Below are 12,088 nucleotides of genomic sequence, written 5' to 3'. Positions count from 1 at the left end.
GCTACAAAGATATAAAAAAGATGCATGGTCTTTCCCGATGCTCCATTTTTTAATTTATAATATTAACTTTGAACCCCTTAAGGCGGTAGGCCTTTTTGTTGCCTGGGCAAATAAAAATGACCCCGGCAAAAAAATAACTTAAGGACAGATATCGTTAATTCGATGTAATTGCTTAATAAACAACACAAAAAAAGATAATGGCTAAAAAACAAACTATCAAAGAATCACTTTCTCCCGATTTTGTATTCGAAACCAGCTGGGAGGTATGCAACAAAGTAGGAGGAATATATACGGTTTTGTCGTCGAAAGCAAAAACCATGCAAACCATATACAACGAAAATGTATTATTTATAGGTCCCGATATCTGGGACAATACAAAAAGTCCGTGGTTTAGAGAAGACAAAAATCTACTGCCCGAATGGGTAGAACATGCCCGGAAGAAAGACGGGCTGAAAATAAAAATCGGAAGATGGGATGTACCCGGACAGCCTAAAACCGTATTGGTCGATTTTACTCAATTTTTTGAACAAAAGGATAAAATATATGCTCAAATGTGGGAGAAATTCGGCGTAGATTCGATGCCCGCATACGGAGACTATGACGAGTCGTGCATGTTTGCCTATGCCACAGGTGTGGTTATAGAAAGCTACTATAAATTCCACAAAATGGGACGAAAAAAAGTCATCGCCCATTTCAACGAATGGATGCTAGGTATGGGACTTTTATACGTAAAGGACAAACTGCCTAAAGTTGCTACTGTTTTCACCACTCATGCCACAACCGTAGGACGGTCGATAGCATCGAACAACAAACCTCTGTATAGCCAGATGCATGCATACAATGGTGATCAAATGGCACACGAATTGAATGTCGTATCGAAACATTCGATAGAAAAGAAAGCCGCACAACAATCAGACTGCTTCACCTCCGTAAGCGGTGTCACTCAATGGGAAGCAACTCAACTGCTTGAGTGTAAGCCGATGGTTACCCCCAATGGTTTTGAGAAAGATTTTGTACCGAAGGGCAAATCGTACACAACCAAAAGAGACAAAGCACGCCAGGCTCTGATAAACGTAACGGAAAAACTGACAGGAACCAAAATAAACAAAAATGCCGTACTGATTGGCACAAGCGGGCGCTACGAGTACAGGAACAAGGGCTTAGACGTTTTCATTGACGCCCTGAACAGGGTAAGATATGCACAAGACCTGAAAAAAGAAGTCGTAGCTTTCATTATGGTTCCGGCGTGGGTAGATACGGCTAGAGAAGACCTGAAAGAACGCTTGCTGTCGGCTCAGGACTTCACTACGCCGCTGCACAATCCGTTCATCACGCACAATCTCCACGACATAAACAATGATCCTGCCACAAGCCAAATGCGATATTTGCAGTTATGCAACGGGCAAGACAATGTGAAAGTTGTCTTCATTCCTTCTTACCTGAACGGAACGGATGGAATATTCGACCTGACATATTACGATTTGCTGATAGGGCTTGATGCTACAATATTCCCTTCTTACTACGAACCTTGGGGATATACGCCACACGAAAGCATTGCTTTCTCCGTACCAACTCTGACCACATCCCTTGCCGGGTTTGGTGTTTGGGCAAAAACTGTTGGCGATTGCACAAAACTGGTGAACAGCATAAGGGTAATAACCCGTGATGATGATAATTTCGAGCATGTTTCGAGGAAAATTAGCGAAGCCATTTGCGAACTCTCAGCAATGGGGCGTGAAGATTTGGAAAAATCGAGACAGCTAGCCAGAAAAAAAGCCGAAATTGCCGACTGGCAGCATTTCTTCAAATATTATGAAGAAGCCTATCACGAGGCTCTGAGCAAGAAGAAATAAATTTGCAAAAAAAATCCGGATGATCCAATAATAATTTGCATGTAGCATACAAGTTATTGACTATCCGGATATATTTGTACTATGATTCAGGAAGCAACACAGACAGACTATCAACAACTGTCTCGAATATGGGAAAGTGCCGTTTCTTCGACACACGATTTCCTTGAAAAAGAAGACTATGAGTATTACAAGTCGCAATTGACTCTATACTTTAAGTATGTGAAACTCTATACTTTCAAAGAAGAAGAGGGAGGAGAAATAAAAGGTTTTCTTGGTGTAGCGGCCGATAAAATAGAAATGCTCTTTGTTCATAACGATTTCAGAAGACAAGGCATTGGCAAAACCTTAATTAATTTTGCTATAGACGAGTTGAAACTCAGCAAAGTGGATGTTAACGAACAGAACATTCAGGCCTTGAATTTTTATAAACTTATCGGTTTTAAACAGATAGGCTATTCCGAGATAGATCAAGAGGGAAAACCCTACCCAATTGTTTATATGTCTTTGTGATATTGCTAATCAGCTTTAATAATTAAGAATAAACATGTACATTTGTTCGGATAAAAAACAAATGTATCATGAGTCATAAAATAGCCCCTTCAATTCTTTCGGCAGATTTCCTGAATCTGCAATCAGACATAGAAATGATAAACCGCAGCGAAGCCGACTGGATTCACTGCGATGTGATGGACGGAGTTTTCGTTCCTAATATTTCGTTCGGGTTTCCTATCATAAAACAAGTGAGCAAGATTGCAAAAAAGCCATTGGATGTGCATCTGATGATAGCCGACCCCAATCCGTACATTGAAGCCGTAAAAGATGCCGGTGCTTATATGATGAATGTTCACTACGAAACCTGCCCTCATCTGCACAGAACAATATCTGCCATTCGCGAGGCAGGGATGAAAGCCGGCGTTACACTCAATCCGCATACGCCCGTCTCTGTATTGGAAGATATATTACAAGATATCGACATGGTGTTGCTGATGACTGTTAATCCGGGTTTTGGAGGTCAGAAATTTATCGGACACTCACTGACTAAAGTCCGCAAGTTGCGTGAAATGATCGACAGCCGTAATCTGAAAACATTGATAGAAGTTGATGGCGGAGTAAATATGGAAACAGGAAAACAATTGGTAGATGCCGGCGCAGATGTATTGGTGGCCGGAAATTTTGTTTTTGCTTCCGACAATCCGGTAGAAACAATCCACAAACTGAAATCTATTGTGTAATTCGTGATATGCCCGAAAGCAACATTGTAAAATCGCCCTTCTTCAGGCTGCTTTTGCCTCTGTTGGCGGGAATCATTTTACAATATCATTTAGACATAAAATATTTAAGCATAATTCTTTTCGCTTTAGGCATAGGGGTTATGCTTTTTTCTTTTTTTCTCCCGCCAGGTAAAGAATATAATTACAGATGGCTTTTCGGTGCGGGATCATCACTTCTCCTTATTGCCGCCGGAACTTTCTCTACACAACTCCGACAACGGGATGCAGGTTTCGATTTCCGAAAAGGAGAACAATCTTACATCGGTGTTGTTTTAGATACTCCGAAAGAAAAGCCAAAATCAATTGCCATTGAAGTTTTACTATCCTCATCCCGCTCCACATCAAAGAAGATTGTTTGTTACATTCATCCGAATACAACAAGCAGAGGATTGCAACCCGGCGATGAAATCCGACTGTACGGAGAAATAGAACCGTTCAAAAATACGGGCAACCCCGATGAGTTTGATTATGCAGCCTACATGTACAACAAAGGTTTTTCAGGATATGTATATCTGCCTGCAAACAGGTGGGAACCAACTCTAAAGACAAAACATACCGTACAAACTTATGCGTCAAAATGCAAGGCTGAGGTATTAGATTTCTACCGCTCCCTCAATCTGAATGATACTCAGTTTTCCATCATATCGGCTTTGACACTTGGTTATAAAGACGAAATGCCGGACGACATAAAGGAATCGTTCAGAACCACAGGCACAGCTCATGTTTTGGCAACCAGCGGATTACACGTTGGTATTATTTTCAGTATGATCATGTTCCTTTTCGGATTTCTCCACAGAAAATCCGGGTACTACAAATTGAAGTTCGTTTTCATAATCCTATTTTTATGGATGTATGCTTTTCTTGCCGGATTGTCACCATCCATTGTCAGGGCATGTATAATGCTAACTATCTATTGCTTTGCCGAAATATTCAACAGAAAAGGATTCTCTTTCAATACCATTTTTGCAGCCGCCTTCCTTATGCTTATTTTCAACCCGTTCAGTTTATTCGACATCGGATTTCAGCTAAGTTTCATGGCTGTTATCTCGATTTGCTATCTGCAACCAAAACTTTCTAAACTATGGGAGATTGAAAATAAATACGGGCGATATGTCTGGCAACTATTCACCTTGTCAATGGCTGCGCAGATTGGCACTTTTGCTCTTTGCCTCTATTATTTCGGTTACTTTCCTACCTACTTTTTCGTAACAAATCTTTTTGTTCCCATACTAGCCGGAGCGATTATTTATCTGACAATAGCAATCTTTTTTGCAAGCATGCTCCCCTTTGTCATGAATTTGCTTATAATACCTTTAAAATTCATAATACTGATATTAACGACCTTAATACAGTTCTTTGAGAATCTTCCTCTGGCAAAACTTGACAATCCGGCTATTCCGCTTGCCAGCGTATTCTTGTTCATTATACTGATTTTTTCTGCTGCCATTTTTCTTCGGAAGAAAAAAGCATCTGCTCTCATAGTATCGCTTTCCTCAATCGCTCTATTAATATTGATTCCTCTCTTTTTAAGGCTAAAAAGCAAAGAGAATGAGCTGTGGGTGCTAAACAGGAAAGAAATGCCTGAAATCAGGTGGAATTATGCCCGAATTGAAAGCCAATACTCTCCTGATTCGATCAATTGTCAAAAACTTATTTCATTCGAGGGAAAAAGGATATTATCTGTATCGTCAATGACACCTTGGATAGATAAACACTCGGAAGAGAAATTTCATGTAGATTACTTGCATTTATGCGGAAACGAAAATTTCACGTTGTCTTCCCTGTCCGAAATCATATCTTTCAGGTCTGTCATTCTGGATGCGACACTATCGCCTAAGACAAGCAGGAAGCTGGCAAAAGAGTGCGCCAGGCTGAACATAAATTTCTACGATGTAAGGGAGCATGGTGCATTCTGTATAGCATCCAAATAAAAAGCCTCATACAACGAATGTACAAGGCTTTCTCTGTGGAATATAATGTTTGTTTTATACGTATCCTCTCACAATGCCTCTTGGCGATTCCTTTATGAAATTAACTATGTTAATCATCTCCGGAGTTTTCTGGAAATCTTCTTCAATCTTCTTCACGGCATCGCTAAAATTCATTCCCGAATTGTATATCACACGATAAATTTCCTGAATCTGGTTTATCGTATCGTTCGAAAATCCCGATCTGCGCAATCCTACTGAATTGATTCCGGCATACGAAACAGGCTCACGTCCGGCAATGGTGTAAGGTGGTATATCTTTACCCAGGCGTGTTCCTCCTTGAATCATCACATTGCGCCCAACTCTTGTAAATTGGTGTACGAGCGTGCCTCCACTAAGGATAGCATGTTCAAAAACCTCTACCTCTCCGGCCAACTGAGTAGCATTGCCAATTATAATATAATCTTTCAATATACAATCATGTGCTATATGAGAATAAGCCATCAGTAAACAGTTACTACCAACCACGGTTTGCCCTTTGGCTGCAGTACCTCTGTTCACCGTACAACATTCCCTCACCGTAGTGTTGTCTCCTATAACAGCAAGTGTCTCTTCTCCCTTGAATTTCAAATCTTGAGGTATTCCTCCGATTACAGCACCCGGAAATATCCGGCAATTTTTTCCAATTCTGGAACCAAACCGTATATTTGCATTAGACATGATATGAGCTCCGTCACCAATCTCTACATTACTTTCTACATAGGCAAAAGGCTCTATAATTACATTGGCTCCTATTTTAGCATCCGGATGTATGTATGCAAGATTAGAAATATTTGACATATATTCTTCTGGTTAAGGTTATTTATTTTTAACGATCTGTGCTGTAAACTCAGCCTCCGAAACAATCTTATCTCCGATGAAGGCAAAACCTTTCATATTTGCAATTCCTCTTCTGATTTCAGACATCATATCGAGACGGAAAATAAGCGTATCGCCCGGAACTACTTTCTGGCGGAACTTCACATTATCTATTTTAAGGAAATAAGTAGAATATCTTTCTGCTTCTTCCACATTCGAAAGCACCAGTAAACCGCCAATTTGAGCCATTGCTTCTACCTGAAGCACACCCGGCATCACCGGTTCTTGAGGGAAGTGACCTTGAAAGAATGGTTCATTCACAGATATATTTTTCACTCCAACAATGTGTTTCTGACCGATTTCGATAATTTTATCAACCATCAGGAACGGGTATCTGTGAGGTAACAGGTTTCTAACCTGATTGATATCGAATATAGGTTCTTTATTCGGATCATACACCGGAGGTTGTACTTCGTTCAGCCTGATTTGCTTGCGTATTGCCCTAGCCAACTGATTATTGATCTTATGCCCCGGACGTGTTGCTATCACGCGACCTTTTATCGGCTTTCCGATAAGAGCCATGTCTCCAATTATATCGAGCAGCTTATGACGAGCCGGCTCGTTAGGATATATAATAGATTTATTATTCAAATACCCCAATTCGGTAGCATCCTTGTGAGGTGCTCCGATAAGATCGGCTAGTTTATTCAATTCATCTTGTGATATTTGACGTTCATATATCACAATAGCATTATCCAAATCTCCGCCTTTTATCAATCCTGCCTCATGAAGTTTTTGCACTTCACGAACAAACACGAAAGTACGGCTGCTGGCTATGTCTTTTTCAAAATCGGCCATGTCATCCAACGATGCAGACTGATTTGGTATATATTTCGATTCGAACTCGATAAACGAATTTATGCAAAAATGATCGTCCGGAAGAAGAATTAGCTTCGAGCCTGTTTCTTCGTCACGCACTTCCATCTTACGACGCACAACATAATAGTCTTTCTCTACCTCTTGCTCTACAATTCCTACACGTTTTATCTCTTTTACATATTCAATTGCACTTCCGTCCAAAATCGGAAATTCGGGTCCGTCAACTTCTATCAAACAGTTGTCAACACTCAAGGCATACAATGCCGCCATTGCATGTTCTACTGTGCTTATTTGCACTTCTCCTTTAATCAAGACTGTGCCTCGTTGGGTTGCTCCCACATTTTCGGCAAGAGCATCTATTACAGGCTGATTTTCCAGATCAGTTCTTTTAATTTTATATCCATGATCTTCCGGTGCAGGATGAAATGTTACTTTCAATTGTAATCCGGTGTGTAAACCTTTTCCTTCGAGTGAGAAACTTTCTTTTAGAGTTGTTTGTTTTTCCATCTAGTGTTTTTTTCTTTCAAACAGACGAAAGTGTATCAAAAAAAGCACATGTCTTTTTGTTACACTTTCTATATTGTTATTTTTTAAGATTATCTATTTCTTTCTTCAATTCGTTCAATTGCTTATACATATCGGGCAACTTAGGGAATATAATGCTGCTCTTGAAGAAATCCTTCACCGGAATAGCCGGTGCTCCCATGATTTTCGAATCGGGTTTTATATTGCTTATTATCCCCGATTGAGCTCCTATGCTGGAGTTGTCTCCTATCGTGATGTGCCCGCCAAGTCCTACCTGACCGCCCAGCACGCAATTCTTTCCCACCTTGGTGGAACCCGAAATGCCAACCTGAGAAGCCATTACCGTATTCTCCCCGATTTCTACATTATGAGCCACTTGTATAAGATTGTCCAGCTTCACCCCCTTGCGTATGATAGTTGCATCCATCACGGCACGGTCTATTGCCGTATTTGCGCCTATTTCCACATCGTCTTCTACAATAACGATTCCCATTTGAGGTATTTTCTTGTAAACGCCCTCTTCGGGAGCAAAACCAAATCCATCCGATCCGACTACCGCTCCGGCATGGATGATACAGTTATTTCCGATCTTGCACCCTGGATATATCTTCGCTCCGGCATACACAATCGTATTTTCACCGATCTGCGCTCCATCTCCGATATAAGAGTGGGGATAAACCTGTACATTATCGGCTACTTTGGCTCCATCCGCAATATACGCAAATGCTGCCACATAAACATTCTGTCCTAGCTGTGCCTTTTCCGAAACATAAGACATTGGCTCGATTCCGGTCTTTTTTGGCTTGCTTTTTTCAACCACATCTAACAATATGGCTAAAGCTGCATAAGCGTTAGGAACCCTGACCAATGTTGCTCCGATGGGTTGCTCGGCCACAAAGTCATTATTTACCAAAACGATACTGGCTTTTGTATCGTAGATGTAGTTTGTGTATTTGGGATTGGCTAAGAAAGTTAATGTCCCAGGCTTGCCTTCTTCAATTTTCGAAAAGTTGTTGACTTCCACATCCGGGTTTCCGTCAACCGAACCATTTAGAAAATGAGCTAATTGTTTTGCTGAAAAAGATATTTGCATGGATAAAAAGGTCAAAAATGACTTAATTCGAATTAATAACGACTGCGAAATAATAAATAATTTTTCAAATAACAGCCTTTTTAGGCTAAAAATCTTATAATTGTCTCATTAATATATTACAATAAGCTACAATTTCACTTCGGATCAACCCAATCATTGTTATCTTTGATGAGTTGTACAAGCCTTTCCACGGCACAATCTGAGGGGATATTTTTTTCTATGCACTCTTGTTTTTTATACAAAGACACTTTTCCCTTCTCTGCTCCCACATAACCGTAATCGGCATCCGCCATTTCTCCGGGACCGTTCACTATGCAACCCATAATCCCTATCTTCAGGTGTTTAAGGTGCGATGTGGCCTCCTTTATGCGTGCCACGGTCGATTGCAGGTCGAACAATGTGCGTCCGCAACTAGGGCAGGAAATATATTCCGTCTTGCTTGTTCTGACACGGGCGGCTTGCAAGATACCAAAAGAATAAGCATCAATCCTTTTTTGTGGAATGTTTCCTTCATTTTCTATCATGATGCCATTGCCAAAACCATCAAGAAGAACCGTGCCGAAGTCAATCCCGGCCTTCACCTGAATATCTTCGGCTTCATTTTCTTGATAATTTCGTTTAAATACAACAGGCGTCTCGCAACCGTTATTCATCAACGTATGAACAAACGCACGTTGCTCTCCAACTCCATTAGCGTGATTTGTTGTGACGATCAATACTATCGACGAATCGGTTTTTAACAACGAAATAATATCTTCCGACAATTCGGGGTAACTTAATTCCAAGAATTTCAATCCGGAACTATTGCCTTTTATTTCCGTATAATTCGTTTTATCGAACAAGGGATAGGTATTTTGCCCTCCTTTCCATCCCTCAAAATCGACGATTGCTGATACCGATTTGGGCGCAGAAGATGCAAGTTCTTTTCCCACATAGATATAATCAGGAAGAAAATGAACATCAAACTCAAAATTACCTGTTTTTCTGTCCGAAATCACTACTGGCAACTGATCTCCGCCAATATTACCAACCGAATATGTCTTTCGGCGAAGTGTGGAGAATTGAGAATAGTCGGCATTTGCCACTGCTTCTATTCTGGAATGATTTGTCCGCCGATTGATATAATCAACCATCTTTGCGGCAACAGGTATTTCAATCTCAGGATCTTCACTCAGCGACACTCTTATCGTATCGCCCAATCCGTCGGAAAGCAATGCGCCGATACCTACAGCCGATTTGATACGTCCGTCTTCTCCGTCGCCAGCTTCCGTAACACCAAGATGCAGGGGGAAAGCCAGTCCTTCTTCATCCATCTTTTGCACCAACAGACGAACGGCTTTTGTCATCACAACTGTATTGGAGGCTTTCATCGAAATGGCAATATCATGAAAATCCTGCTCTATACATATCCTGAGAAATTCCATGCACGATTCCACCATACCTTCGGGTGTATCGCCATAGCGAGACATTATCCTGTCTGACAACGATCCGTGATTCACTCCGATGCGAACCGCAGTTCCGTGCTCTTTACAGATATTGAGGAAAGATGTAAGTTTTGTCCTTATCTTGTTCAGTTCTTCCGCATATTCTTCGTCTGTCAGGTCTTTTCCGTCAAAACGTTTTACCCCATCCACAAAATTACCGGGATTGATGCGTACTTTCTCCACATATTTTGCAGCCGCTTCCGCTGCCCGTGGATTGAAATGAATATCTGCAATGAGAGGTGTGTTATAGCCTCTCTTTCTTATCTCCTCCTTGATATTTTTGAGGTTCTCACCTTCCCTGACCCCTTGCGCAGTGAGGCGCACATATTCGCCTCCGGCTTCAATAATACGGATAGATTGTTCAGCACTAGCTTTTGTATCGTTCGTGTTCGTGCTGGTCATTGATTGTATGCGAATAGGATTATTACCCCCGAGAGGGGTATCGCCTATCTTTGTTTCGGACGATATACGCCGTTTATAATTAAAAAAATCCATAAAATGATCTTTTGTTTGATGGGTTACCACTTATTCAGTGTTTCAACGATTTTCTGAACCTCCGCTTCCGTTATTCCAATGAATAGCGGTATGCTCAACACTTCGTTGTGAATTAATTCTGTTATTGGCAAACTCAAATCGCTCAATTCCTTGTAAGCCTGCTGTTTATGCGGAGGTATAGGATAGTGAATTTGAGTTTGTATGCCGTTATCTAATAGATATTGTTGTAATTTATCTCTCTGTTTTGTCCTGATTACGAACAAATGAAAAGCATGCTCTTCCATGTTCGTTACCTGGGGTAAGATTATTTTCTCATTTTTAATATTATCCAGATAATATTGTGCATTCCGATGCCGTTGTTTGCTATCCTCGTCAATGCCTTTCAGTTTGACCGAAAGTACTGCTGCCTGCAATTCATCCAGACGGGAATTTACGCCTTTCTGTTCAAATACATACTTCTCATCAGAACCATAATTGGCAATAGATTTAACCAAAGCGGCAAGTTGTGAGTCATTCGTTGTAACCGCCCCTGCATCGCCAATTGCACCAAGATTTTTTGCAGGATAGAAACTGAATGTTGCCGCATCCGACAAATTTCCTGCTTTTCGTCCTCTATAAATTGCGCCATGAGCCTGTGCGGCATCTTCGAGAAGTTTCAGGTTATGTTTAGAAGCTATTTCGCTTAACTCGTCCATCGGACTAATTTGCCCATACAGATGAACGGCAAGAATGGCTTTCGTTCTGGGCGTTATTTTTTCTTCAACCAGTGATGGGTCTATATTGTAAGTATTTATATCCGGTTCAACAAGCACAGGAGTCAGCCCCGCCTGAGAAATTGCCAGAATACTGGCTACAAAAGTATTGGCAGGGACAATCACCTCATCGCCTTGCTGCATCACTCCCTGCTCTATGTATGCCAACAAAACCAGACGGATGGCATCTAAACCATTGGCAACACCAACGCAATACTTTGTTCCGCAATAGGCTGCATATTCCCGCTCAAATGCTTCACATTCTTTCCCTCTGATATACCAACCTGAGTCTAATACACGTTGTATAGCCTCATTCATTTGTTGCCGGTAGTTTAGGTTTATTCTTTTCAGGTCAAGAAATGGAATCATTTTCTGTTAATTAAAAGTTATCTAATGTCTTCCTTAATGCTTCGGCGGCGTGCTTCACTGTTGTTTCCCAATCTTCGGCAGCACTATCGTCTGCTCCGTCGGATATATATTTCAGGCAAAGAAACGGAATTTGTTCTTGTTGAGCGATATAAGCAAGCGGATAGGCTTCCATGTCAATAACATTATACACCATTGTGTTATGATTCACTTCAAAGCTGTCTCCTGTTCCGCAAATACCTTCATCCAAACCGTCAACCTTCAATCCATATTCCAAAACCGGACCAACTCCCGAAAAAGGTGTTTCGTACATCTTAGCACCAATCATGGTGGCATCCATGTCTCTCTGCACAAATTTCGTACAACAAACAACCGACCCTCTATCGAAGTGATTGCTTCCCGCCGACCCCAGATTTACAATTATACTCGGTTTGTTTTCTTTTATCTTTCGGGTGAGATGATAAGCAGCATTCACTTTCCCAACTCCTATAAAGAGAGGATTTACGTCACTAAACTTATCTGATGCCTCACTTTCTAAAGCAAAGACAAACACGGGATTTTCCTTTAATAATTTTTTAAACATA

The 12,088-nt window shown here is 41.0% G+C and carries 10 protein-coding genes; 4 read left to right on the top strand and 6 right to left on the bottom strand.

The window, feature by feature from the left end; all coding sequences use genetic code 11:
- The first annotated feature begins 197 nt into the window (after nucleotides 1–197).
- The 4 genes from D0T56_RS04065 to D0T56_RS04050 all read left to right on the top strand — a co-directional run bounded on the left by D0T56_RS04065 (nucleotide 198) and on the right by D0T56_RS04050 (nucleotide 5,055).
- Complete coding sequence (locus D0T56_RS04065; RefSeq protein ID WP_163318859.1) at nucleotides 198–1,853, top strand: glycogen/starch synthase; 1,656 nt, start codon at nucleotides 198–200, stop codon at nucleotides 1,851–1,853.
- An 81-nt stretch (nucleotides 1,854–1,934) separates the two neighbouring features.
- On the top strand, nucleotides 1,935–2,363 hold the full coding sequence (locus tag D0T56_RS04060) for a GNAT family N-acetyltransferase (RefSeq protein WP_163318858.1): 429 nt from the start codon (nucleotides 1,935–1,937) through the stop codon (nucleotides 2,361–2,363).
- A 68-nt stretch (nucleotides 2,364–2,431) separates the two neighbouring features.
- Nucleotides 2,432–3,085: a ribulose-phosphate 3-epimerase gene (gene rpe / locus D0T56_RS04055; protein ID WP_163318857.1), complete on the top strand. Its 654-nt coding sequence runs from the start codon at nucleotides 2,432–2,434 to the stop codon at nucleotides 3,083–3,085.
- A gap of 8 nt (nucleotides 3,086–3,093) precedes the next feature.
- The gene (locus D0T56_RS04050) at nucleotides 3,094–5,055 is read left to right on the top strand and encodes a ComEC/Rec2 family competence protein (protein WP_221412331.1); all 1,962 of its coding nucleotides are present in this window, start codon (nucleotides 3,094–3,096) and stop codon (nucleotides 5,053–5,055) included.
- A 54-nt stretch (nucleotides 5,056–5,109) separates the two neighbouring features.
- On the opposite strand, the gene lpxA is transcribed toward D0T56_RS04050, so the two are convergent.
- The 6 genes from lpxA to D0T56_RS04020 form a co-directional block, all read right to left on the bottom strand.
- Entirely contained in the window at nucleotides 5,110–5,892 is a 783-nt protein-coding gene (gene lpxA, locus D0T56_RS04045) for an acyl-ACP--UDP-N-acetylglucosamine O-acyltransferase (protein WP_163318855.1), read from the bottom strand.
- Between the two features lie 18 nt (nucleotides 5,893–5,910).
- Nucleotides 5,911–7,296, bottom strand: coding sequence for a bifunctional UDP-3-O-[3-hydroxymyristoyl] N-acetylglucosamine deacetylase/3-hydroxyacyl-ACP dehydratase (locus D0T56_RS04040; RefSeq protein WP_163318854.1), 1,386 nt, complete (start codon nucleotides 7,294–7,296; stop codon nucleotides 5,911–5,913).
- Between the two features lie 76 nt (nucleotides 7,297–7,372).
- On the bottom strand, nucleotides 7,373–8,401 hold the full coding sequence (gene lpxD, locus D0T56_RS04035) for a UDP-3-O-(3-hydroxymyristoyl)glucosamine N-acyltransferase (RefSeq protein WP_370458783.1): 1,029 nt from the start codon (nucleotides 8,399–8,401) through the stop codon (nucleotides 7,373–7,375).
- A gap of 140 nt (nucleotides 8,402–8,541) precedes the next feature.
- Nucleotides 8,542–10,386, bottom strand: coding sequence for a 4-hydroxy-3-methylbut-2-en-1-yl diphosphate synthase (locus tag D0T56_RS04030; protein WP_163318852.1), 1,845 nt, complete (start codon nucleotides 10,384–10,386; stop codon nucleotides 8,542–8,544).
- Nucleotides 10,387–10,409: 23 nt separating this feature from the next.
- On the bottom strand, nucleotides 10,410–11,507 hold the full coding sequence (locus tag D0T56_RS04025) for a DegT/DnrJ/EryC1/StrS aminotransferase family protein (RefSeq protein ID WP_163318851.1): 1,098 nt from the start codon (nucleotides 11,505–11,507) through the stop codon (nucleotides 10,410–10,412).
- 10 nt (nucleotides 11,508–11,517) lie between these two features.
- A complete protein-coding gene (locus tag D0T56_RS04020) occupies nucleotides 11,518–12,087 on the bottom strand; it encodes a 5'-methylthioadenosine/S-adenosylhomocysteine nucleosidase (RefSeq protein ID WP_163318850.1) in 570 nt (189 codons plus the stop codon).
- Nucleotide 12,088 lies beyond the last annotated feature (1 nt).

It is taken from the genome of Dysgonomonas sp. 520 (assembly GCF_010501095.1).
Classification (GTDB): Bacteria; Bacteroidota; Bacteroidia; order Bacteroidales; family Dysgonomonadaceae; genus QVMP01.
Note: the sequence above shows the minus strand (reverse complement) of the source record. Positions and strands in the feature narration are given on the sequence as shown.

Coding starts and splice junctions, on each gene's coding strand:
- lpxA (WP_163318855.1), bottom strand. CDS start 5,892: ATGTCAAATATTTCTAATCTTGCATACATACATCCGGATGCTAAAATA.
- D0T56_RS04020 (WP_163318850.1), bottom strand. CDS start 12,087: ATGTTTAAAAAATTATTAAAGGAAAATCCCGTGTTTGTCTTTGCTTTA.
- D0T56_RS04065 (WP_163318859.1), top strand. CDS start 198: ATGGCTAAAAAACAAACTATCAAAGAATCACTTTCTCCCGATTTTGTA.
- D0T56_RS04060 (WP_163318858.1), top strand. CDS start 1,935: ATGATTCAGGAAGCAACACAGACAGACTATCAACAACTGTCTCGAATA.
- D0T56_RS04025 (WP_163318851.1), bottom strand. CDS start 11,507: ATGATTCCATTTCTTGACCTGAAAAGAATAAACCTAAACTACCGGCAA.
- D0T56_RS04050 (WP_221412331.1), top strand. CDS start 3,094: ATGCCCGAAAGCAACATTGTAAAATCGCCCTTCTTCAGGCTGCTTTTG.
- D0T56_RS04040 (WP_163318854.1), bottom strand. CDS start 7,296: ATGGAAAAACAAACAACTCTAAAAGAAAGTTTCTCACTCGAAGGAAAA.
- rpe (WP_163318857.1), top strand. CDS start 2,432: ATGAGTCATAAAATAGCCCCTTCAATTCTTTCGGCAGATTTCCTGAAT.
- D0T56_RS04030 (WP_163318852.1), bottom strand. CDS start 10,386: ATGGATTTTTTTAATTATAAACGGCGTATATCGTCCGAAACAAAGATA.